The organism is Methylobacterium sp. EM32 (genome assembly GCF_040593685.1).
Lineage (GTDB): Bacteria > Pseudomonadota > Alphaproteobacteria > Rhizobiales > Beijerinckiaceae > Methylobacterium.
Genome location: NZ_JBEXZS010000148.1, coordinates 11,837 through 35,218 on the forward strand (window position 1 = coordinate 11,837; position 23,382 = coordinate 35,218).

The 23,382-nt window shown below is 73.5% G+C and carries 16 protein-coding genes; 10 read left to right on the plus strand and 6 right to left on the minus strand.

The genetic code is table 11. The features are described 5' to 3' along the window. Positions 1 to 16: 16 nt before the first annotated feature. Both ABZT49_RS19985 and ABZT49_RS19990 read right to left on the minus strand, forming a co-directional pair. Positions 17 to 1,150, minus strand: coding sequence for an HD domain-containing phosphohydrolase (locus ABZT49_RS19985; RefSeq protein ID WP_355288323.1), 1,134 nt, complete (start codon positions 1,148 to 1,150; stop codon positions 17 to 19). A gap of 519 nt (positions 1,151 to 1,669) precedes the next feature. Next, positions 1,670 to 1,996 carry a hypothetical protein gene (locus tag ABZT49_RS19990; RefSeq protein WP_244539759.1) on the minus strand — a complete coding sequence of 109 codons (327 nt, stop codon included), beginning with the start codon at positions 1,994 to 1,996 and terminating at the stop codon, positions 1,670 to 1,672. A 371-nt stretch (positions 1,997 to 2,367) separates the two neighbouring features. Here ABZT49_RS19990 and ABZT49_RS19995 point away from each other — a divergent pair, with 371 nt between their 5' ends. Next, entirely contained in the window at positions 2,368 to 3,231 is an 864-nt protein-coding gene (locus tag ABZT49_RS19995; protein WP_355288325.1) for a S49 family peptidase, read from the plus strand. Between the two features lie 4 nt (positions 3,232 to 3,235). Here the strand turns inward: ABZT49_RS19995 and ABZT49_RS20000 are convergent, their stop codons facing one another. The 3 genes from ABZT49_RS20000 to ABZT49_RS20010 form a co-directional block, all read right to left on the minus strand. After that, complete coding sequence (locus ABZT49_RS20000; RefSeq protein WP_355288326.1) at positions 3,236 to 3,616, minus strand: hypothetical protein; 381 nt, start codon at positions 3,614 to 3,616, stop codon at positions 3,236 to 3,238. Between the two features lie 73 nt (positions 3,617 to 3,689). Further along, on the minus strand, positions 3,690 to 4,331 hold the full coding sequence (locus ABZT49_RS20005) for a L,D-transpeptidase (RefSeq protein ID WP_355288328.1): 642 nt from the start codon (positions 4,329 to 4,331) through the stop codon (positions 3,690 to 3,692). 119 nt (positions 4,332 to 4,450) lie between these two features. Then, the gene (locus tag ABZT49_RS20010; protein WP_355288330.1) at positions 4,451 to 6,538 is read right to left on the minus strand and encodes a prolyl oligopeptidase family serine peptidase; all 2,088 of its coding nucleotides are present in this window, start codon (positions 6,536 to 6,538) and stop codon (positions 4,451 to 4,453) included. Positions 6,539 to 6,823: 285 nt separating this feature from the next. Between ABZT49_RS20010 and ABZT49_RS20015 the strand changes: the two genes are divergently transcribed. Next, positions 6,824 to 7,975 (plus strand): ceramide glucosyltransferase, encoded by a 1,152-nt coding sequence (locus tag ABZT49_RS20015; protein ID WP_355288332.1) that lies wholly within the window; start codon positions 6,824 to 6,826, stop codon positions 7,973 to 7,975. Between the two features lie 354 nt (positions 7,976 to 8,329). Here the strand turns inward: ABZT49_RS20015 and ABZT49_RS20020 are convergent, their stop codons facing one another. After that, positions 8,330 to 8,668 (minus strand): PilZ domain-containing protein, encoded by a 339-nt coding sequence (locus tag ABZT49_RS20020; protein ID WP_355288333.1) that lies wholly within the window; start codon positions 8,666 to 8,668, stop codon positions 8,330 to 8,332. Positions 8,669 to 8,941: 273 nt separating this feature from the next. Here ABZT49_RS20020 and ABZT49_RS20025 point away from each other — a divergent pair, with 273 nt between their 5' ends. From ABZT49_RS20025 to ABZT49_RS20060, 8 genes are all read left to right on the plus strand, one after another. After that, a complete protein-coding gene (locus ABZT49_RS20025; protein ID WP_355288335.1) occupies positions 8,942 to 11,692 on the plus strand; it encodes an ATP-binding protein in 2,751 nt (916 codons plus the stop codon). A gap of 648 nt (positions 11,693 to 12,340) precedes the next feature. After that, on the plus strand, positions 12,341 to 13,096 hold the full coding sequence (gene bcsS, locus ABZT49_RS20030; protein WP_355288337.1) for a cellulose biosynthesis protein BcsS: 756 nt from the start codon (positions 12,341 to 12,343) through the stop codon (positions 13,094 to 13,096). Beyond that, positions 13,097 to 15,856, plus strand: a complete 2,760-nt coding sequence (bcsA, locus tag ABZT49_RS20035; RefSeq protein WP_355288339.1) for a UDP-forming cellulose synthase catalytic subunit — start codon at positions 13,097 to 13,099, stop codon at positions 15,854 to 15,856. Between the two features lie 15 nt (positions 15,857 to 15,871). Further along, positions 15,872 to 18,079 carry a cellulose biosynthesis cyclic di-GMP-binding regulatory protein BcsB gene (locus ABZT49_RS20040; protein WP_355288341.1) on the plus strand — a complete coding sequence of 736 codons (2,208 nt, stop codon included), beginning with the start codon at positions 15,872 to 15,874 and terminating at the stop codon, positions 18,077 to 18,079. An 11-nt stretch (positions 18,080 to 18,090) separates the two neighbouring features. Further along, positions 18,091 to 19,161 carry a glycosyl hydrolase family 8 gene (locus ABZT49_RS20045; protein ID WP_407943535.1) on the plus strand — a complete coding sequence of 357 codons (1,071 nt, stop codon included), beginning with the start codon at positions 18,091 to 18,093 and terminating at the stop codon, positions 19,159 to 19,161. Then, complete coding sequence (locus ABZT49_RS20050; RefSeq protein WP_355288344.1) at positions 19,146 to 20,960, plus strand: hypothetical protein; 1,815 nt, start codon at positions 19,146 to 19,148, stop codon at positions 20,958 to 20,960. The genes ABZT49_RS20045 and ABZT49_RS20050 overlap by 16 nt, the downstream gene beginning before the upstream one ends. Continuing rightward, positions 20,957 to 21,919 (plus strand): cellulose biosynthesis protein BcsN, encoded by a 963-nt coding sequence (gene bcsN / locus ABZT49_RS20055; RefSeq protein WP_355288346.1) that lies wholly within the window; start codon positions 20,957 to 20,959, stop codon positions 21,917 to 21,919. The genes ABZT49_RS20050 and bcsN overlap by 4 nt, the downstream gene beginning before the upstream one ends. A gap of 38 nt (positions 21,920 to 21,957) precedes the next feature. Further along, a complete protein-coding gene (locus ABZT49_RS20060; protein ID WP_355288348.1) occupies positions 21,958 to 23,277 on the plus strand; it encodes a response regulator in 1,320 nt (439 codons plus the stop codon). Positions 23,278 to 23,382: the final 105 nt, after the last annotated feature.

The following is a 23,382-nucleotide window of genomic DNA, read 5'->3' on the forward strand; positions in this document are numbered from 1 at the left end:
GAGGCGTCGCGGAGGGTCAGGCCGCCTCGTCCTCGCGCGGCTCGGCTTCCACGGGTACCTCCCGGGGAAGGGACGGCACCCGGGCCCAGGGCTCGATCCGAAACGGGACGTCGCGCAGATGCGCCGAGGCGCTGGCGCCGACCGCGACGATGTCGTCCCACCGCGACAGGAAGGCGGCGACGCAGGCCGGATCGAAGTGGTGGCCGCTCTCCGCCGCGATGCAGGCCCGCGCCTGGGACAGCGGCATCGCCGCCTTGTAGTGGCGCTCGGTGGTCAGCGCGTCGAACACGTCGGCGACGGCGACGATCCGGGCGGCGAGAGGGATCGCCTCGCCGGACAGGCCGTTCGGGTAGCCGCCGCCGTCCCAGCGCTCGTGGTGGGATTCGGCGATCTCCGCCGCGAGGCCGATCAGCTCGCAGTTGCTGCCGCCCAGGATGCGCTTGCCGATCGCCGCATGGGTGCGGATCAGGGCGAATTCCTTCTCGTCGAGGCGGCCGGGCTTGAGCAGCACGCCGTCGGGGATCGCGACCTTGCCGACGTCATGGAGCGGGGCCGCAAGATAGACGCGGCGGCAGAGATCCGCGTCGAGGCCCAGGGCCTCGGCCATGATCTGGCTGTAGCGGGCGACACGCCAGGTATGGTCGCCGGTGTCGTTGTCCCGGTATTCCACCGCCAGGGAGAGGCGGAAGATGATCTCGGCCTCGCGCTCGCGCAGGGTGCGCACCGCCGTCTCGACCTCGCCGGCGAGCCAGGAGGCCTGATCGTCGAGGCGGCGCACTGCGGTGGCCAGCCGCACCAGGTTGCGCAGCCGGACCTGGAGCTCGACGCGGCCGGTGCGCTTGTCGAGGAAGTCGGTGGCGCCCGCGTCCAGGGCGGCGAGGCGCACCGCGTCGCTCACCTCGCTGGTGATCATCACGATCGGCACCTGGGCGTAATGCGCGATCCCCCGCAACTGGCGGATGACGGTCACGCCGTCCATCTCGGGCATGGTGTAGTCGACCAGCACGAGGTCGAAGGCGCGCATCCGCGCCTCGTCGAGCGCCAGAAGCGGGTTCCGGAAGATGGAGGTGACGGCCTGCCGATCCTGCTCCAGCAGCCGCTTCATCTGAGCCAGTACCGCCTGGCTGTCGTCGATGACGAGTACGTCCATCTACCATCCCCCGCGGCGCACGACGCCGGCCCTGGGCCGGGTCCCGCGGCATGGGAAGCCGGACGGCTCCCCTTATCCGAAGCCAGGGTTCGATCCCTGACTCGGGAGAGGATGGGGTTTCCGCGCTTAACTGTCAGTAAATGTCCGTTCGGGAATCGAGGATTCGCGTTGGAACTCGCGTTCTCGCGCCGTACAGGTTTCGGTTCCATGATTTAACGGTGATGTACCCACCGGGCTGACGGATCCCGGTCGGTCGGGTCGGATGCCGGTCACGGCTGAAAACGAGCCTGGCTTCCGCAACCGATGCCGGGAATACTCTGCGCCGGATCGACTGGATTGTTTTCAAGGTATGGGTCGTGCCGGCGAGTGTCTTCGAGACGAACGCCCGGGTCTGCCTTGCGATGTCGGGTGATACGGCCGGATCTGTTCGGCCGGCGGCGGCCGCGTCGTCGACCGTCGCGGGCCGCGACCGGCGGGGTGCGGAGCGGCCGAACGGCCGCTCGCGCGGGAATCTCGCGCTCAGAAGAAGAAGCGCGGGCCGTAGACCCGGCGATACGGCCGGTAATAGGGCCGATAGTACGGGCGGTAATACGGGCGATAGGCGCGCCGGTAGTACGGCCGGTAGTAGCGGCGGTAGGGCCGGTAGCCGTAATACCGGCGGTAGGGCCGGTAGCGGTAGTAGCGGCGGTAGTAATAGGCCTTGTCGACCAGCGGTGCGGCGGCGCTGGCCTCGGCCGCGAGGGCGCCGGCGCTCGGCAGGGCGGCGGCGGAGCTGCGGCTGGTGCCGAGCCCGAGCCCGGCGACGAGCAGGGTCAGGACCAGGCTGATCCATCGAAGGGCACGCATGGTGTCGGTCTCCCTCGGGCGGCGCGGCGCTCAAGGCCGGCGCCCCGGCTGGTGGGTGGCAACGAGGCTCGGTTCCCGCCCGCGACGGAGCGGCGGGACGCCCGCCGGGGATCCGAGGGGCGCTGATGGATCATCTAGACGCGCCCAGCCCCGCTTCAATCGACAGGGGTGAAAAACTTGCGATGAACTTGATCCGTCGGGCGGGTCTTGTTCGGACAGGTCTTGTTCGAGGATGCGTCGCTCGCGCAGGTCTTTTCGGGCAGGTCCATCCCAGCATGTCTCACGGTCCCCGCCTGCGGCCCCGGGCTCGCTTGCCGGGACGTCGCGCGCCGCCTACCTGTCGGATCCGCCATCGGAGACCCCGCCCCGCCATGCCGTTCCGGCCCCTCGCCGCCCTGCGCGCCCTCCTGCCCGAACGATGGGCCCGCCGCCACCCGGTGGTGCCGGTCGTGCGCCTGAGCGGCGCCATCGGGGCGGTGTCGCCCCTGCGGGCCGGGCTCTCCCTCGGCGCCTGCGCCCCGGCCCTGGAGCGGGCCTTCGGCATGAAGGGGATCCGGGCGGTGGCGCTGGTCATCAACTCCCCCGGCGGCTCGGCGGCGCAGTCACACCTGATCTTCCGCCGCATCCGGGCGCTCGCCGCCGAGGCCGGGGTGCCGGTCCTCGCCTTCGTGGAGGACGTCGCGGCCTCCGGCGGCTACATGATCGCCTGCGCGGGCGACGAGATCTTCTGCGATCCGTCCTCCCTCGTCGGCTCGATCGGAGTGGTCTCGGCGGGGTTCGGCTTCACCGGGCTGATCGAGCGCCTCGGCGTCGAGCGCCGGGTCCACACCGCCGGCAAGGCCAAGGCGATGCTCGACCCGTTCCGGCCCGAGAACCCGGACGACGTCGCGCGCCTCAAGGACATCCAGGCCGACGTGCAGGCGATGTTCACAGAGTTGGTGTCGAGCCGCCGGCCCGGTCTCAAGGGCGATCCCGACGAGCTGTTCTCCGGCGCGGTCTGGACCGGCCGCCAGGGCCTGGCGCTCGGCCTCGTCGACGGCCACGGCGACGTCCGCTCTGTCCTGCGCGCCCGGTTCGGCGACACGGTCCGACTGCCGGTCGTCGAGCAGGTCCGCGGCGGCCTGCTGGCGCGGCTGCTGCGCCGGCGCGAGCCGGGGGCGGTCGGCCTCGCGGCGTTCGAGGGTGCGCTCGCCGCCCTCGACGAGCGCGCGGCCTTCGCCCGCTACGGCTTGTAGGCCGTCACTGCGCGGCCCGCTCGTCGCGCAGGCTCGCCGGCAGCTGCGTCAGGCACAGGATCTGGTCCTGGCGCTCGTAGGTCTCGCGCTCGCGGATCGCCCGCTCGACCTCCTCGGTGCCGGCAGTGGAGTAGCGCAGGCCGAACGGGATCGAGCCATCCTTCGGGTAGGTGGCGAGCTTGCGCCGGGTCTCGGCCCGGCAATAGGCGGCCCAATCCTGCGATAGGCCGAGCCGGCGGGCATACTCCGCCACCGCGACGCCGACCCGCCTCTGCGCCTCGCGCTCGCTGCGGGCGAGCGCCCGGTCGTCGAGGCCGTTGATGAGCCCGCTGACCACGAAGCCGAGGGCGACCGCGATCGACATCAGGACGAACAGGCTGCGCATTCCGGGGCCTGCTTCCTCGCGGCGGCGTGGGGCCTAGGTGTCGCGCGGATCCCGTTCGGCAGGCAAGCCGGGATCAGTACGACGGGCCGTAGGAATAGTACGTCGCCCCGTAGGGCGACGGGTAGGTCGCCCCGACCGGCTGCCAGCCGTCGTTGCCCCAAGGATCGGAGGCGCGGCGGCGCGACACGCGGGTGGTCTGCGTGAAGCCGTCCTCGTCGAGGCGCTCCCGGCGCGCCCTCGCCTCCCGGCGCGGCGACGCGCGGCCGGCGAGGACGGTCTCGTCGCCGCCGATCACCACCCGGGTGTTGCCCATGCCCTCGGCCTTGACGAGGGCGTAGAGCGTCGCGGCCTTGCCCGGCGCCAGGCGCACGCAGCCGTGGGAGGCGGGGGTGCCGAGGCGGGAGGTGTGGTTGCTGCCGTGGATGGCGTGGCCGCGGCCGGTGAAGAAGATCGCGTGCGGCATCGGCGCGTCGTCCCACTCGCGCGAGCGGTAATCGGCCACCATGCGCGAGGGCGAGAAGGCGCCCCGCGGCGTGCTGTAGCCCTCCATGCCGGTCGAGACCGGCCAGTCGTAGAGCGTCTGCCCGTCGCGGGTTACGGTCATCCGCTGGGTGGTCTTGTCGACCCGGATCAGGATGCCGGCCTGCGCCTCGTCGGTCCGAACACTCGCTCCTGCCACGCAGAGGGTGACGAGCAAGGCTGCTGCGGCGCGCATCGTGAAGAATCCCTTATCCGGCAGGAGGCGGAGGCGATATGCCACGCTTGGGCACCGGAATGACGTGCGCGCCGCGCTCAGGTTCCCCGGTTTCCCCGGGGTTTACTGCGCAGAAACCATTATGTGCCGGCCACTTCCGGCTCCCAGCCGATCGCCCGCCGCAGGAAGGCGGCGCCGAGCGCCGCGAAGGCGGCGGTCTCGGCGCTGGTCTTGCCGTGGGAATGGCCGCCGGCCTCGGGCTCGTAGAAGCGGGCGGGGTAGCCGAGCGCCTGGAGCTTCGCCGCCATCTTGCGGGCATGGCCCGGATGCACCCGGTCGTCGCGCCGCGTCGTGGCGATCAGGATCGGCGGGTAGGGCTTGCCGGCGTCCGCGACGTGGTAGGCCGAGATGTGCTGCAGGAAGGCCCAGTCCGCCGGGTCGTCGGGGTCGCCGTACTCGGCGATCCAGCTCGCGCCCGCCAGTAGCTTGGTGTAGCGCCGCATATCGATCAGCGGCACGGTGCAGAACAGCGCGCCGAAGCGCTCCGGATAGCGCGTCAGCATGTTGGCGATGAGGAGCCCGCCGTTGGAGCCGCCCTCGGCGGCGATGCGGCCGGGCCGGGTCACGCCGCGGCGCACCAGGTCGGCGGCCACCGCCGCGAAATCGTCGTGGGTGAGCGCCTTGCCCTCGCGCCGGCCGGCCTCGTGCCAGCGGGTGCCGAACTCGCCGCCGCCGCGGATATTGGCCACGACACGCGTGCCGCCCTTGGCGAGCCAGAGCCGGCCGAGCACCGCCGAGTAGCCGGCGAGGTTCGTCACCTGGAAGCCGCCGTAGCCCGAGAGGTGCACCGGCGCCTCCCCGTTCTCGCCGGCTGGGCCGGCCTGGACGTAGGGGATGCGCTCGCCGTCGCTCGACACCGCCTCGTGCCGGGTCACCACCATCCCGTCGGCCTCGAACAGGGACGGGGCCTGCTTCAGCAGCGTCGGGGCGGCGAGGTCGGGGCGGGTGGTCAGCAGGGTCGAGGGGGTGACCGGGTCGTTGGCCGCCACCATCAGGTCGCCGTTCGATTCCTCCTCCTCGCCGTCCATCGACCACACGCTGACGACGCCGAGTTCCGGCAGGCCGGCGACGCGGCTCTCGGCCCAGCCGCCCTCCGCGGGGGTGAAGACCGGAAATACCGCCTTGAGGTCGTCGAGGACCGAGATGACGAGGTGCCCGCCGGTCCAGAAGAAGCCCTGCAGCGCCCGGCGCGGGCCGGGGGTGAACAGGACCTGGAAATTCCTGTCCCCCGCGAGGAAGGCGTCGAGCCCAATGCCGAGCACGCTGTCGGCCGGGTGGGTCGCGCCGCCCACCGCCCACGGCGTGCGGGTGCGGATGGCGAGGTGGCCGCGATGCCAGTGGGCGTCGGCATCGGTCGGGATGGCGAGCCGGGTCTTCGGCCCGGTGCGGTCGCCGAGGTCGATCGTGCCGTCGAAGAAGCCGGTGCGCTCGGCGAAGACCAGGCGCTCCGGTGTCGCCTCCCGGTCCGGATAGCCGTAGGCGACCATGCTGGCCGGGCCGGCGGAAAAGATCACCGGGGCGCTCAGCGGGTCGGTGCCCCGCCGCCACAGCCGCACGGTGCGGGCGTAGCCCGCTTGCGTCGCGTGCTCCGGGCCGCCGAGCGGGCTTGCCAGCAGCAGCGTGTCGGGATCGAGCCAGACCGGGATGCTCTTGGCCTCCGGCAGCGTGAAGCCGTCCGCGACGAAGCGGCGCTCAGTCAGGTCGAACTCGCGAACCACGGTCGCGTCGCCGCCGCCGCGGGAGAGCTGGATCAGGGCGCGGGCGTGGCTCTCCGGCAGGCTCGAAGCACCGCTCCACACCCAGTCCTCGCCCTCCTCGCGGGCGAGCGCGTCGAGGTCGAGGAGCACGTCCCAGGCCGGCTCGGGCTTGGCGTACTCGTCTTGCGTCGTGCGCCGCCAGAGGCCGCGGGGATGCTCGGCATCCTGCCACAGGTTGTAGAGCAGGCCGCCGCGCCGGGTGACGCCCGGGATCTTGTCCGGCCGGTCGAGGGCGGCCTTCAGGCCGTCGCGGTCGGCGGCATAGCGGCCATCCGCGAGGCTTGCGAGCGTGTCGGCGTTCTGCGCCTCGACCCAGGCGAGCGCCCGCTCCCCATCGATCTCCTCGAGCCAGAGATGCGGATCGTCATCGGGGGCCTGGAGGGTCGGGCGGGAAGCGGGGGTCAGGGACATGCCGGGCTCGCTCGTCGGTGGGCGGTTGCACGAAAAAATCTAGAGCATTTTCCGACTAAGTGGATACCGGTTCGTCGAAGAAAATGCGGCAAGATCAAAAGCTTAAAGCACCACCCGATCACAACGTGATCGGGTGGTGCTTTAATCGGGCCGGAGGCCGGGTCCAGGGTGGTGCGGGGCGGGGACACCGGTGCCCGGACGTGCGCCACCGTCATACGGTTGCAACAGCCCGTCTGTTTGAGGGGAAGACAGGGCGCGGGTCGGCACCGGCCCGGGAGGACCCGCATGACCGGTACCGGCATCGCCGCCATCATCTGCCTCGCCCTCACGGTGATCAACCTCGCGAGCCTCGCGATCGCGCTCCGCCGCCTCGGCCGGGCCGATCCGGACCGGGCCGGGACCGTGGAGGTCCCCGTCACGGTGGTGCGGCCGGTCTGCGGCCTGGAGACCTACAGCGAGGAGACGCTGGGCTCGGGCTTCCGCCTCGCCTATCCGCGCTACGAGCTGATCTTCTGCGTCGCCCGGGCGACCGACCCGATCGTGCCCCTGGTCGAGCGGCTGATCGCCGCCCATCCCGGCGTGCCGGCGCGGCTGATCGTCGGCGACGAGCGGGTGAGCGACAACCCGAAGCTCAACAACTGCATCCGCGGCTGGGACGAGGCGCGCCACGACTGGATCGTCCTGGCCGATTCGAACGTCCTGATGCCGGTCGACTATATTCAGCGCCTGCGTGCCGCCTGGCGTCCCGATACCGGCCTCGTCTGCTCGACACCGGTCGGCACCCGGCCCGGCAGCTTCTGGGCCGAGGTCGAGTGCGCCTTCCTCAACACCCTGCAGGCGCGCTGGCAATATGTCGGCGAGGCGCTCGGCCTCGGCTTCGCCCAGGGCAAGAGCATGCTCTGGTACCGTCCCCTGCTGGACGCGCAGGGCGGCATCCGGGCGCTCGGCGCCGAGATCGCCGAGGACGCCGCCGCCACCAAGCTGGTGCGGGCGATGGGCCGCAAGGTCCACCTCGTCGCCGCGCCCTTCGCCCAACCCCTCGGGCCGCGCCGCGCCGGCGAGGTGTGGTCGCGCCAGCTGCGCTGGGCGCGGCTGCGCCGCGTCACCTTCCCGCTGTTCTTCGCTCCCGAGATCGGCACCGGCGCGGTGATCCCGATGCTGGCGGCCTTTCCTGCTGCGGGCGGGGGCCTGTCCGGCCTCGCGGCGATGCTCGGCACGGCGGCGGCCTGGTACGGCGCCGAATGGCGGCTCGCCGCCCGCAACGGCTGGCCGCGCTCCTGGCGCTGGCCGCTCGCCTGCCTCGCCCGCGACCTGCTGTTCGTCCCGATCTGGCTCGCCGCCTGGGTCGCCCGCGACATCGTCTGGCGCGGCAACGCCATGGACATCCGCACCAAGCCCGCTCGCCTCGGCGCCGACGCGCCGGCGACCGTTCCATAATGCTTGACGAGTGCCCCGGACGGGATCACGCTTCCGTCCGGCTCTCCCGCCCGAGGTGGGGAGGGCGAAACCGACGGAGGGAGGCATGACGCCACCCATGAGACGGGCCGCGACGATCGCCCCGGCAGCCATTCGGGCCGAGACGTAGCGGCAGATCCTGCGGATGATGGGGCGGAGGCGGCCCCCACGGGGTGGAGAAGCCACGCGACGCGTGCGCCTTCCGGTGACCGATGAGCCCCGACCTCGGCCGCTTCCGTTCTGCCGAACACACTCGGTGTCTGTTCGGCACCCTTTAATTCCATTGCGCAGACCGGCCGGACAGCCAGCAATCCCTTCGTCGGGGACTGCGCTCTCTCACGCTTCCGGCACCATCCAGATCCGGGTCAGCCGCGCCAGGCGCACCAGGGCGTTCTCGAAGCGCTCGGGCGTGTCCTCGACCCGCGCGTGGATGCCGAGCGGGCTCAGGCTGACGACGCGGGCCTCGACCTCGCCGATCGTCGCCGCCGCGACCTCGATCGTGGCGCCGGGGACCAGATGGGCCGTTGCCACCGGGGCCAGCAGCAGGCCGCCGCGGCTCAGGTTCAGGATCTCGGTGCGATAGCTCCGGTTGCCATGGCGCAAGCGCGCCGACAGGGTGACGGGAAAGCGCCGGTCGCGCCGCCGCTCGCGGCCGCACTGCGCCTCGGCTGCCATCGCCGCCGACGCTGGGGAAGCCGAACCGATCTGTGGCGTGTGGGACGTAGGGTTCATGCCGGTTCTGGTCGCAGAGACAGGTTAAGTCTCGTTTAATGAATCCGTGATTAACTATCTTCTGACAAGTTTTCGCTCTTTCATCGAGACCGCTCCCGCCATGACGATGGGACCCGAGACAGACCCGCACCCGGTGGTTTTTCGGGCGCGGCGGGCGTCGCGCGGCGCGATGCGCCGGGGCATCACGGCGTGAGCCGTATGACGGACCATGACGGCGTGAGTCGTGACGCGCGCTCCGGCTGGCGCGCCGTCTTCGCGCGCCTGTTCGGGCGCGGGGCGGCGGGGCGGCTCGTCGACGGCTGTCCGGACCTCGTCGCCGAGATCGACGGCGCGGGCCGGCTCGTCCGTGCCTCGCCGGCGAGCCGGGCGCTGACGGGCCGTGCGCCCGACACCCTCGCGGGCTTGCCCTTCACCGAGCTGGTCCACCCCGAGGACCGCGCCGGCGTGGTGGCCCTGCTCGCCGGCGGCGGCGCCCTGATGCATCGCCTGTCCCACGCCGACGGGCGCTGGATCTGGGTCGAGACCCGCCTGTCGTCCGAGGGCCCTCCCTTCGTCGCGGCGATCCGCGACGCGGCCGCGCGCCAGGACACCGAAGCCTCGCTCCGCGCGAGCCGGGCGCATTACCGCGCGCTCGCCGACACGCTGCCCCAGCTCGTCTGGATGGAGCGCACCGATACCGGCGAGACCGTCTACGCCAATCCGGCCTTCGAGCGCTATTTCGGCGCGATCGGGCCCGGCCGGGCGGCGCGGCAGGAGCGCTACCACCCGGACGACCGGGCGCGGATCGCCGCGGCTTTGGTGCAAGGGGCCGTGGCACAAGACGGCAGCGGCGAGGCGAAGGGCCGCCTGCGCGACCGCGACGGCGCCTATCGCTGGCACCAGCTCTCCTTCCAGCCCCTGCGCAAGGACGACGCGCTCCTCGGCTGGCTCGGCTCGGCCCTGGACATCGACGAGATCCTGGCCGCCCGCAAGGCGCTGGAGGAGACCGGCGACCTCCTGCGCCTCGCCCAGGACGCCGCCGGCGCGGGCCTGTTCGACCTCGACCTCGTCACCCGCGAGGTGACCCTGGCGCCGGAGAGCGCGCGGCTGCACGGGCTTCCCGGCGACCGACCGGCGGTGATCGGGCTCGGCGCCTGGCTGCGGCGGCTGGTGCCGCCGGACCGCAAGCCGGCGCTGGCCGCCTTCCGCGGCGCGGTGGCGGGCGGGGGCACCTTCGACATCGCCTTCCGGGTCCAGGTGCCCGGCGGCCAGCGCTGGATCCAGGCGATCGGCCGGCTCTGCCGCGACCGGGATGGCCGCGCCCTGCGGGTGACCGGCCTCAACCTCGACATCTCGGCCCGCAAGGACGCCGAGGCCGGGCTCGTCGCCGCCAAGGCGGCCGCCGAGGCGGCGAAGGCCGCGGCCGAGGCCGCCAAGGTCGCCGCCGAGCGGGCGAACGCCGCCAAGACCGATTTCCTCTCGGCGATGAGCCACGAGATCCGCACGCCGCTCAACGCCGTGATCGGCTTCACCGGCCTCCTGGCCCAGGCCGAGGGCCTCGATCCGGAGCAGCGCCGCCATGCCGGCCTCGCCCGCGCCTCGGCCGGGGGGCTGCTCACCCTCGTCAACGACATCCTCGACTTCTCCTCGGTCGAGGCCGGGGCGGTGGCCCTGAGGCCCGAGGCGTTCGCGATCGAGGCCCTCGCCGAGGCCTGCCTCGGGGTGGTCGGGGCGGCGGCGGCCGAGAAGAGTCTCGCGGTCACGAGCACCATCGACGCGAGCCTGCCGCGCCGCCTCGTCGGCGACGAGGCGCGGCTGCGCCAGATCCTCCTCAACCTCCTCAACAACGCGGTGAAGTTCACCCCCCGCGGCAGCGTCGCCCTCTCGCTGCGCCACGAGGGCAGCGGTCGGTCCGGGGAGCGGATCCGCTTCTCCGTTGCTGACACCGGCATCGGCATCGCGCCCGAGAAGCACGGCCGGCTGTTCGAGCGCTTCTCGCAGGTCGACAGCTCGATCCGCCGCGATTACGGCGGCACCGGCCTCGGGCTCGCCATCAGCCGCCGCCTCGTCGAGGCGATGGGCGGCGAGATCGGGCTGATCTCGGCCTCCGGCCGCGGCGCGACCTTCTGGTTCACCCTGACCCTGCCCCGGGCGGCGGACCAGGCGCCGCCGGAGACCCGTGCCGCCTCGGCGCCCGGCCGCCCCGGCCGCCTCCTCCTCGTCGAGGACATCGAGGTGAACCGCGAGCTCGCCTGCCTGATGCTGCGCAAGGCCGGCCACAGCGTCGATGTCGCTACCGACGGGTTCCAGGCGGTGCGGGCCGCCGAGGCCGGAACCTACGACCTCGTGCTGATGGACGTGCAGATGCCGGGCCTCGACGGCACCATGGCGACGCGGCTGATCCGCTGCCTGCCCGGCCCGGCCGGGCGGGTGCCGGTGGTCGCCATGACCGCCAACGTCCTGCCGGACCAGGTCCAGTCCTTCCGCGCGGCCGGGATGGACGACCATCTCGGCAAGCCCTTCACCCCGGCCGAGCTCACCGCGCTCCTCGCCCGCTGGCTCGACCGCGATCCGGCTCCGGAGGAGCCCGGGCAGCACGAGCCCGCCCTCGATCGGGCGCTCTACGACGGCGTCCGCGCCTATCTGCCGCCCGAGGCGGTGCGCCGCCTCCTCGGCCACCTCGCCGAGCAGGTCACCGGGGCGCTCGCCGGGGAGGGGGCGGATGCTGGTGCGCGAGGGCGGCTGCGCTTCGAGGCGCACGGCCTCGTCTCGGCGGCGGGCCTGCTCGGCTTCGCGGCCCTTTCCCGGGCCTGCGCCGAGCTTGAATCATGCACCGAGGACGCGGTCGCCCGCGATCCTGCCGCCTTCGCGATGGCGCTCGCCCGGGCCCGCGCCCGCTGCACCGCGGCGGCGTTCGAGACCCGCCGCCTGATCGCCGGGCTGGAGGCAGACCCGGCGGCGCCGGCCGGTCTCGGCCGGACGGCTTAGGGTGCGGGCCTGGGGGAGGGGCCGCGCGGTATCAGCTCGCATGCCGAGCAGCCTTCGACGGTGCAACGCCCAGCGTGCGGGTAATCGACACTCGTTTTTTCAAGCCGAATACCCTTCCTACCAAATGCCTGGGCTGTCTGCGGCAAGAACTGGCGCAGGCAATCTCCTCTCCCCGCGGGCGGCAGGACTGCCCGGGGAAAAGAAATGGCACGGGTTTCCCCCTCTCCCCGCGGGCGGGGAGAGGGCCGTGTCTCCTGAACGGAGACACGGCAAGCGGAGGCGAAAGCTGGAGCGAGGGTGAGGGGGTGTTCCCAGATGAGGCTCCTCCGGCACCACCCCCTCACCCTCGGCTGCGTCTCTTCCTTTCCTCGGACGGCCCTGCCCAAACGACCGAGGGGATTACGCGGCGTTCGGATTAGGGTGGAGGCGGACCAGCACTGTGTCCGCCAACTGTCCCGCCTATCCCGGCGCACTTGTGGACGCCCTGCGACGGCCGGCTTGACGCGCCCCGCGGATTATCCTGTCCACCCGAAATCATCCTGAAGGACGTAAGACTTAATCGCACGGGATGCCGCCCGTCCCGGCAAGGTCCGCTTAATGATGCGGGTGCGATCTTGGCCCCGTTGCAGGGTCAGGTGGCGTTTCGACATGCACCGCAATCTCACCCGCGTCGTGATCCGGCGCGGCCCATCCTCGCGCGTCCTGTCCGGATGCGTCCTCGCCCTGGCGGCCTGCGGCCGGCCGGCACTCGCGGCCGACTGGTATACCGGCGCCGAGGCTCCGGGCGCGCAGGAGGCCTGGATCGTCTCGGTCGACACCTCGGCGACCGTGAGCTCGCAAGGCTCGCAATTCGCCGGCGCCACCGCGACCGCCGCGCCCGCCGGCTCCCTGCTCACCAGCGGCCTGCGCCTGCGGGCGGACACCGTGATCGGCTCGTACCGGTCCGGCACCGGGCTCGGCCAGCAGGCGGAGGTCGCGGCGCTCGTCGGCTACGGCTGGGTCTGGCCGGAGGCGGTGCTGTCGGGCTTCCTCGGCCTCAACCTGCGCCGCAACGAGGTGCCGGGGCTGGAGGCGGGCGCCCGCAATGCTGGCGGCCTCAAGGCGGCGATCGACCTCTATGCCCGGCCGACCCCCGGCACGATGGTGCACGCCACCGGCACCTATTCCAGCACCTTCAACGCCTATTACGGCCGGTTGCGCGGCGGCGTCGCGGTGATGGGCGGCTTCCTCGGGCCCGAGGCGGCGCTGCTCGGCGACGACGATTACCGGCAGTGGCGGATCGGTGCCCATTGGAGCGGCTTTCAGTTCGGCGCGCTGCAAGTCGGCGTCGCCGCTGGCTACCTGCACGACCAGACCCGCAAGGGCGGCCTCTACACCACCGTCGACATGCGGGCGGGCTTCTAGATGACCGCCGCTCTCCGCTGGATCGCCTGGGCCGTCTCGGCCCTCCTCACCGTCGGGCTCCTCGTCCAGCCGGTCGGCCCGGAGGCGCAGGTGGGGCTCTGCGCCGCCGCCTGCGCCGGCATGGTAGCCCTGTGGCTGCTGGCGCCCCGCCGCGGCCTGCCCCGGCTCGCCTTCCTGGCGCTCGGCTCCCTGGTGGTGATCCGCTACGTCTATTGGCGCCTGACCGGCACGCTGCCCTCCCTCGACGATCCGGTGGGCCTCGGCTTCGGCCTGCTGCTGCTCGGCGCCGAACTCTACTGCGTGCTGATCCTGGCGGTGAGCCTTCTCGTCAATGCCGATCCCCTGGTGCGCGCGCCCGTCGCGCTGCCGGCTGACGCCGCGCTGCCCGCCGTCGACGTGCTGATCCCGAGCTACAACGAGCCGACGGCGCTCCTCGCCGTCACCCTCGCGGCGGCGCTCAACCTCGATTATCCGGCCGAGAAGCTGACCGTCTGGCTCCTCGACGATGGCGGCACCGACCAGAAATGCGCCGATCCCAACCCCGCGAAGGCGGAAGCCGCCAGAGCCCGGCGGGCCGAGTTGCAGGCACTCTGCGGTGAACTCGGCGCCCGCTACCTGACGCGCACCCGCAACGAGCACGCCAAGGCCGGCAACCTCAACAACGGGCTCGCCGCCTCGCGCGCCGAGATCGTGCTGGTGCTCGATGCCGACCACGCGCCGTTCCGCTCGTTCCTCGCCGAGACCGTCGGGCTGTTTTCGCAGGACCCGAAGCTGTTCCTGGTCCAGACCCCGCACGTCTTCCTCAATCCCGATCCAGTTGAGCGGAACCTGCGCACCTTCGCCCGCATGCCGTCCGAGAACGAAATGTTCTACGGCGTGACACAGACCGGGCTCGACAAGTGGAACGGCTCGTTCTTCTGCGGCTCGGCGGCGCTCCTGCGCCGGCAGGCCCTCGATACGGTCGGGGGTTTTTCGGGCATCACCATCACGGAGGATTGCGAGACCGCCCTCGACCTGCACGGCAAGGGCTGGACCAGCGCCTATGTCGGCCAGCCCCTGATCGCCGGGCTCCAGCCCGAGAGCCTGGCCGACTTCATCGTCCAGCGCGGCCGCTGGTGTCAGGGCATGATCCAGATCCTGATGCTCAAGAACCCGCTGACGAAGCGGGGACTGCGGCCGATCCAGAAGCTCGCTTACCTGTCGAGCATGACGTTCTGGTTCTTCCCGCTGCCGCGGCTGATCTTCATGCTCGCGCCGCTCCTGCACATCTTCTTCGACGTCAAGATCTTCGTCTCGTCGGTCGATGAGGCCCTGGCCTACACCGCGACCTACATCGTCGCCAATTTGATGATCCAGAACTACCTGTACGGCCGCGTGCGCTGGCCGTTCGTGTCCGAGCTCTACGAGTACGTCCAGGGCGTGTTCCTGATCCGCTCGATCGTCGCGGTGATCCTGTCGCCCCGGCGCCCGAGCTTCTCGGTCACCGCCAAGGGGGCGGGCCTCGACCACGATCACCTCTCGGCGTTGGCCTGGCCGTTCTTCGCGATCTTCCTCGCGCTGGCGGCCGGCTGCGGCATGGCGGCGTGGCGCTACCTCTACGAGCCCGGCGTCACCAGCCTGATGCTCGTCGTCGGCCTGTGGTGCGGGTTCAACCTGGTGATCGCCGGCGCGGGCCTCGGCGTCGTGGCCGAGCGGCGCCAGGACGAGCGCAGCCCGAGCCTGCCGGTCGGCCGGCCGGCCCTGGCGGTCATCGGGGCCGAGCAGGTGCCGGTGATCGTCGAGCGGATGAGCACGGACGCTGCGACCCTGCGCCGGAGCGACGGCGCGGCGTGGCCGGCGATGCAGGGGGACGGATTTCAGGGCGGCGTCCTCCACGCTTCGGCCGGACCGCCCCTGCGCTTCTCGTGGCGCGCGGCGCCGGCGCCGGATCGGCGCGTCGTCGCCTTCGCGGCCCTCGCGCCCGCCGAGTACCGCACGGTCGCCGGGCTGATGTACGGCGATGCCGGCGCGCTGCGCGCCTTCCTGAAAGGGCGCCGGCGCCACCGCGACCTCCTCACCGGCACCCTGCGCTTCCTCGCCTGGGGCGTCGCCGAGCCGGTGCGGGCGGTGTCGTATCTCGGCAAGCGGGCCGCGGTTCAGTCCGCACCGGTTCAATTGGCGCCGGCCGCGCAACGAGCGGTCGCTGCTCCGGCCGAGGTTGATTCTGACGTCGCAGTGCCTGCGCTCGCCCTCGTCGCCGAGCCGGCCCCGCAGATGATCCTCGCCGACGAGATTGCCCGTGAGCGCTCAGGCCCCGTGCTCGCGTCCGGCGCCGCGATGCCCGCGCCGGTGATCCAAGCCGCGGCACGGCCGGTGGAGATCCCCGCGGCGGTCCGGCCAGAGCGGCGTCCCGCCATCGGGAATCCGGCTGTCGCGAGCCCCACCACCCTGCCGGTCCCGGCGGCCACCTCGGCCGCAACGGAGTTCCCCTCGGGCGAGCTTCCCTCGGCTGCGGTTTGCCTGGACGAGGTTTCCCTGAACGAAGCCGTGTGGCGGAAGGCCATCGCCGACCTTCTCGCCGCCGCGCCCGATCCCGGTGGAGCCCCGCACCCCGACGCGGGTGCGCTCGACGCGACCGCCTGGGCCGCGAGCATCCGGGCCCTCGCCGGCACCGCCCCGGTTCCGATCGCGCCGCCCCTCGACGCCGCCCCGGCCGCGACCGCCCGCGACGCCCTCGCGGCCTTGCGCGACGCGGTCGCGGCCTCCCGCAGCGCTGCCTGAGAGGAGCCATTCCGGATGCGCCGCCTCCTCGTCCGCACCCTCGTCCCGGCCCTCGGCGCCGCGTTATGCAGCGCGCCCGCCCCGGCCCAGACCTTCTCGGGTTTCGGGCCGACCCCCACCATGATGCTGCCGGGCGCGCCGCTCCCGGTCCCTTCGCCCCCGCCCGCCGCGACGGGCCCGGCCCTCCGCCGGCTCCCCGCCGTCGCGTCGCCCTTGCGGCTTTGGGGCGAGACCGGCACCGTGACCTGGCCGCTCTTCGTCACCGCCGCCGAGGCGCGGGCGGGCGGCGTGTTCCAGCTCGGCTACCTGTCGGCGGTCTCGGTCCTGCCGGAGGCCTCGACCCTGCGCGTCGGCCTCAACGGCGCCGAGATCGGCCGCGCGGCGATCGACGGCGTCCACGGCCTCAGGCGCGAGAGCATGACGATCGCGCCGGGCGCCCTGCGCCCCGGCTTCAACGCCGTAACCGTCGCGGTCGACCAGCGCCACCGCGTCGATTGCACGGTCGCGGCGACCTACGAGCTCTGGACCCAGATCGACCCCGACACGACCGGCCTCGTCGCGGCTGGGGAGGGCGTCGCCGACCTCGCCGATCTCGCCGCCATCCGGCCGGGGCCGGAGGGTGCCGTACCGATCCGCCTGATCCAGACCGGCGAGCGCCTGTCGGAGCGCCGCGTCGAGGGGCTGCTCGCCGGCGCCCAGGCCCTGGCCCTCGCCGGCCGGTTCGCCCAGCCGCTCGTCTCCTTCGCCCCGGCGCCCGAATCCGGCGACGGGATCGCCCTGGCGGTGGCGCCTGCGCCCGAACTCGCCCGCAGCCTCGACATCGTCTCCCTCGGTCCCATCACCGGCCCGCGCCTCGCCCTGCTGCCGGGCCGGCCCGAGCGCCGCCCGGTCGTCGTCGTCACTGGGCCCGGTGAGGCGGAGGTGGCGACTGCGCTGGCGCAGCTCGGCGCGCTGGCCGCGGCAGCCCCGCAGGGCACGCCGGAGGGGCTCGCCGCCTTGCGCGACCGGGACGGCTGGCGGATCGCCGGCGGCGAGAGCCTGACCCTGGCCGATCTCGGCCTGTCCGATGCGGTGATCGGCGGGCGGACGCACCGGCTCACCCTCGATCTGGCGCTCCCGCACGACCTCTTGGCGGCCGACTACGCGAAGATCGCCCTCGACCTCGACGCGACCTACCCGGCCGGCCTCGCACCCGGCGCGCAGGTCAGCGTGTCGATCAACGGCGAGGCGGCGGGCAGCGTCCCCCTCGGTAAGGCTGGCGGCGAGACCCTGCGCCGGCGCAGGGTCTTCCTGCCCCTGCGGCTGTTGCGCCCCGGGCTCAACCGGATCAGCCTGCTCGCCGAGCTGCCGAGGCCCGACGACCGCGCCTGCGCGGCGCCGGCCGGCGAGCGCCTGACCCTGCGCGCCAGCACCCGCCTGACGATTCCCGACCTCGCCCGGATCGCCCGCCAGCCGGACCTGGCCGCCACCGCGGCGGCGGGTTTCCCGTACCGGGCGGAGGACCGCGCCCCGACCCTCTCCGTCCCGGCCCCCGACCGCGACACGATGGCGGCCGCCGCCACCCTGGCGACGCGCCTCGGCGTGGCGGCGGGCCGGCCGATCCCCTTCGCCTTCGCGGCCGGGCGCAGCGGCGTGGTCGGCCCGACCCTGGTGGTGGCGGCCCTGCGCAGCCTCGACGCCCCACTCCTGAAGGCTGCCGGCCTCGACCCGCAGGCCCTGCGCGACGCCTGGGTGAAACGCGACGAGACGGTTGGCTCCCCGGTTCCCGAGCCAAGCCCGGCCATCCGCCGTCAGCTCCTGCGCCGCGGCGGCATCCCCGGTTGCCGCGGCCTCGCGACCTCAATGCCCAGCCTGCCCGAGGCCGTCCTCGTCCTCGCCCAGGGCGTGACCGGGCCGGCGCCGGACGACGTCCTGACGCTCGTCACCGCCCCGACCCCCGGCACCTTGAGCGAGGCGACCGCCTGCCTCGTCCAGCCGCTGGTCTGGAGCCGACCCCGCGGCGGCGTCACCCTGCTCGCCGCCGACGGCACGGCGGCGGCGCGGGATCCCGAGACCGGCCGCTATGTCGCCACCGCCCCGGCCTCGTTCGGCAACCTGCGCCGCATCGCCGCCGGCTGGCTCTCCCTCAACCGCGAGGTCTACGCCCTGATGGCGCTCGCCTGCGCCGGGCTGCTGGCCGCCTCGACCCACCAGCTGGTGCGCAACCTCGGCAGGAAAACGTGATGGAAAACCTGATGACGAGCTTCACCCGAGCCGTCGCGATCCTCCTCGCGCTCGCCGCCGCCTGCACCGCCGCCGCGGCCGAGACCCCGCCGCTCGCCGACCACGACGGCTGGCGCGCCTACAAGGCCCGTTTTGTCACCGAGGCCGGCCGGGTCGTCGATACCGGCAATGGCGGCATCAGCCACAGCGAGGGCCAGGGCTACGGCATGCTGCTCGCCGCGCTCGCCGGCGACCGCGCGACCTTCGAACGGATCTGGACCTGGACCCGCGCCAACCTGATGGTGCGCGACGACCAGCTCCTTGCCTGGCGCTGGGAGCCCGACCGGCGCCCCGCCATCGCCGACATGAACGACGCCGCCGACGGCGACCTCCTGGTCGCCTGGGCGCTGGCCGAGGCGGTGACGCTCTGGAGCGATCCCTCGCACCGGGTCGCCGGCCGGCGCATTGCGGTCGAGCTCGGCCGCAAGCTGATCCTGCCGCGGGCCGCCCACGGGCCGCTGCTACTGCCTGGCGTCGCGGGCTTCTCCGCCGAGGACCGGCCCGACGGCCCGGTGGTCAATCTCTCCTACTGGATCTTCCCGGCCTTCGACCGGATGCCGCTCCTCGCCCCGGAATTCGACTGGGCCGGGCTCGACCGCAGCGGCCGCCGGCTGATCCGCGCCGCCCGCTTCGGGCCTGCGCGTCTGCCGAGCGAGTGGGTCTCCCTCGCCGACGCCAATCCGAAGCCCGCCGACGGCTTCGCGCCCGACTTCGCCTATAACGGCCTGCGCATCCCGCTCTACCTCGCCATGGCGGGCACGACCGATGCCGAACTCTACGCGCCTTTCTTGAGCCTCTGGCCGCGGGCGGAGGCCGGCAATCTGCCGCTCGTCGACACGGCGACCGGCAAGGTCACAGCCCGCCTGACCGAGGCCGGCTACGGCGCCGTCCCGGCGCTCGCCGCCTGCGCCGCCCGCGGCACGCCGTTCCCGCCCGCGCTCGCCCGGGTGCGGGCCGAAACCGAGCACTATTACCCGGCGACCCTGCAACTCCTGGCGCTGGCCGCCCTCAAGACGAGGTATCCCGCATGCGCCCCGCGCTGATCGTCGCTTTCGCCCTCGCTGGGACGGCACCGGTCGCGGCGGCCGAGACGCGGCCCGACGAGACGGCCCTGCGCTACTACGCCGTCCAGCGCCAGTCGGAGCGGGTCGCCGCCGAGACCGAGCGTCTGTCGCGCCGATTCCCGGGCTGGACGCCCCCCGCCGATCTCTGGACCGCCGCGCCGGGCGCCGAGGACGAGGAGGGATTCTGGGACCTCCTGAATGCCGGCCGCCTCGACGCCCTGCGCAAGTCGCTCTCTGAGCGCGCCGGGACCGAGCCGGGCTGGACGCCCTCGGGAGCGCTCGCCGGCGCCCTCGCGCGCCGGCAGCTGCGCGAGGAGGTGAGGGGGCTCGTCAAGGCCGGGCGCTGGTCCGACCTCGCCTCCCTTGCCGACAGGCGCCGGCCGGAGATCGAGGCCGGCGAGGCGGAGGTGGCCTGGAGCGCGGCGGAAGCGCTCGCCCGCACCGACCGGACGCCGGAGGCGGTCGCGCTGTTTGCCCGGGCCCTCGCCGCCCCGGGCGCCAGCGCCGACGACCGCCGGGCGGGCCTGCTGCGGGCGCTGCCGCTGCTGCCGATGGCCGAGATCGACCGCCTCGGCGCCAAGATCCCGGCCGACGACCTCGCGCCGATCCGCATCGACCTGATCCGCGCCCGCCTGAGCGCGGTGCTGCACGACGAGGCCGGCCAGGCGGTGGCGCCCGCCGACCTCGCCGCCTTCCAGGCCTATGCCGAGGCGGCGCCCGATCCCGACCAGCCGGCCCTGGCCGCCTGGTACGCGTTCAAGCGCAGCGACCTGCCGGAGGCCTTGTCCTGGTTCAAGCGCGCCATCGCGCGGGGCGGCGACGCCATGGTGGCGCACGGCCTCGCCCACACCCTGCTGCGCCTCGGCCTGCGCCGGGAGGCGGAGGACGTGGCCTATGCCTGGCGGGAGCCGCTGGTGAACAACGCGCTCCTGTTCATCGACATCCTGGAGCGCGACCTGACCCGGGCGACGCCCCCGGCGATCGAGCCCGAGCGCCTGCGCCGCTACGTCGAAGTGACGGCGATGACCGCCTCGGGGGAGGGAGCGCAGGCGCTCGCCTGGTACGCCACCAACACCTGCCAGTTCGAGGCCGCGCTCGCCTGGTTCCGCCGCGCCGTGGCGTGGTACCCGAAGGAGGCCACCGTCTACGGTTACGCCCTCGCCCTCCAGCGGGCGGGCCAGCAGCGCGCCTTCGCGGAGCTGGTCAACCGCTACGACGGGCTGTTTCCGCGGGTGGTCGGCCTGCTCTTCTCCGTCCGCTCCGAGCGTCCCTCGCCCTGCGACCCGCCCGTGTCCCGCCCGGCGAAGCCTGTCGTCCGCGGCACCGCTCTCGACCTCGCCCCCCGTCCCACTATCGCGAGAGCCGAGAGAAGCGGCCGCGTGCCCCAGCCCGATGCCCTCGAGGCGCCGTCCGCACCGCTCGTGCGCCGCAGCGACTTTCCCGTGGCTGTGACGCCGGAGAATGACCTGCGCGCCGCGCCGACTGGCAGCCCACTCGCCGTCTTCGTCCCGGTGCCGTCCCGGGCCGCCGCACGCGCACTCACCACCGCGCGGCGCGTACCCGGTGTCGGGCCGATGCCCTACGAGCGCTACGGCTTCTCGCTCCTGCCCGCCTGGACCGGCGCGACCGGTACGAGCGTCCCGAGCGCCACCGAACGCCCTGCTCCCCTCGGCAGCCTGTGGTCGGCGATGCAGGCGGTCCCCGCCGATCCGCCCGCGTCGCGCGACGTCGCCACCACCGGCGCCATCCTCCACCCCTTCCGGAAGCCCCTGCCGTGATCCGCCCCTTCGCCCTCGCCGCCGCTCTCGCCCTGGGCGCCTGCACCGCGCAGGAGCGCGCCGCCGCCCCGCATTTCGCCAGCCTCGACGCCGCGTTGCCGCCCGCTACGGCCCCGCGGCGCTCCACCCCGGTCGTCGCCACACCAATGGTCGTCCTGCCGGCCTGGATCGGGCGGCCGGTCGCCCTGCGCGAGCGCGACGGCGCCGGCGGGTTCGAGCAGGCGATCACCCTGCGCCCGCCCGGGGCCCGCAAGGGGCGCGACGACCTGATCCTGGTCTCCTCGCCGAAGGACGGTGCGCTCGATGCGCTCCTCGGCGGCAAGCCGACCGAGGCCGGCATCCGCGCCGAGCTCGCCGCCGCCTTACCGGACCTAGCGATGCAGGTCGTCACCCGCCCCTCGGCCAACGCCTACGGCCCCACCGGCCTCGCCATCGGCCGGACCGGCGCGACGCGCTGCCTCTACGCCTGGCAGTGGATTCCCGAGGTGCCGATGCTCGCCGGAGGCGCGCCGGCGCCCCTGTCGTTGCGCTTGCGCCTGTGCCGGGACGACGTCACCGTCGAGGCGATGGCGGCCGCCGTGACGCAGCTGCGCCTGGTGCCGCGCTTCTCCGGCGAGCCGGTCTCGACGCCGGCCCGCATCGTGTCGCGCTCAGAGCCCCCGCCCGCGGGACGCGTCCGCCATCCTCGCTCGGCACCGATCGCCGCCGCGCCGGCGCCCGGGCCGGCATCGTCCGGACCGCGCTACCTCGGCGAGGCGGACGAGCGTCCCCCGGCGGCGGTCGGCGCGAGCAGGGGCGCGGTGCGCAGCAACCTCGCGGACGCCCTCGACGCTCCCTCTCCGGCCCTCGCGACCCTGCCTCCCGATGCGGCGAGCCTGCCTCCCGATGCGGCGATCCTGCCGCCCGATGCGGCGATCCTGCCGCCCGAGGCCACGCGCGGCCCGGTGCGACGCCCGTGATAGACTTTTTCCCCGAACGCGCCCGAGCGGAGTCCCCGATGAGCCTGCGCCTTCTCGTGGTCGAGGACGATCCCGGCTTCCAGGACCTCGTCCGCGCCCTGTGCGAGCGCCGCGGCGACAGCGTCGACGTGGCCTCGGACGGCTTCCTCGGCCTGCGCCTCCTGAGCGAGCGCCGCCACGACGTGGTGATGATCGACTACCACCTGCCCGAGATGGACGGCTACGCCCTCGCCCGGCTGATGCGCGAGATCTCCCGGCCGGAGGACGAGGTGCGGCTGATCGGCGTGACGGCCGACCGGCACGGCCTCGCCTCGCGGCGGGGCGCCGATGCGCGGTTCGATGCCATCCTGGTCAAGCCCCTCGACCCGGAGGCGCTCTACGCCGCCCTCGACCGGCTGACCCGCGTCGCGGCCCCGCCCCCTGAGACCGGCGCCGACGCGGTCTGGCGCCGCTTCGGCCTCTCCGGCCGACCCCGCGCCCTGATCTGCCCGGCCCCGGGCCCCGCCGAGGCCGCGGCCTTCGCCCAGGCCTTCGTGCCGGTGACGCGGGCCGCCGAGGCCGACCTGATCCTCCTGAGCGGTGAGGCCGGGCTCCCAGCCCTACGCGCCGCCAGGGCCGAGACGCCAACCCGGCCGGTGCCGAGCGTCGACCTCACAGGACGCCTCGCGGGAGCCTGCGATGTGGCGTTCCGGGTCGGCGATCCGGCGTCCTGGACGGCCGTGGCCGAGGCGTGCACCGGTTTCTCGGCCCGGCGCGCCGGGCTCGCCCTGAGGGACGATTCGGCCGACCCCGTCGCCCATCTCCTGGCATTGCTCCACGTCTCCGCCCGCGACCTGCCGCTGGCGGGCGGGGAGGGCGGGCTCACCTACGAGACCGGTCTGTCGCCCGCGTTCCTCATGGCCGCGGTGCTGACGCTCACCGAGGCGGGGGCGCTCACCTGCGCCGCGACTGGTACCGGGGTGAGCGTGCGCCTGACCGCGGCCGGGACCTCGGCGGCCACCGCCGGTCCCCTCCCAGGCGGGCCCCGCCGGCTGCCGGAACCCACGCGCCTGCCGGTGCTCGACACGCGCAAGACCGCCGAGCTCACGCGCCTGATCGGGGAGGCGGAGCTCGGCCGCCTGCGCGACCGTTTGATGGGGCAGCTCGCCACCGCCTTCGCACCGCAGGCCGACCTTCCCACCCTGGCGCACGAGGCCCACGTGATCGTGGCGATGGCCGGAAGCCTCGGCTTCGAGGATCTGGCGGCCGCCTGCCGCACCCTCGAAGCGGCCATCAAGACCGGAACCGGCCTGCCGGACGCCGTGTCCGAGGCCCGCCGCGCCGTCGCCGATGCACGCGGCCACTCCGCCGCGGCCTGAAGTCGGCGGGGGAGGGGGCCCCTGTCGCGAGAGCTTCACAAAGGAGTTGACGGGGGGAAATCGGGGGCCTATACGACCACCCATCGGCGCCGGCCGCTCCCGCGG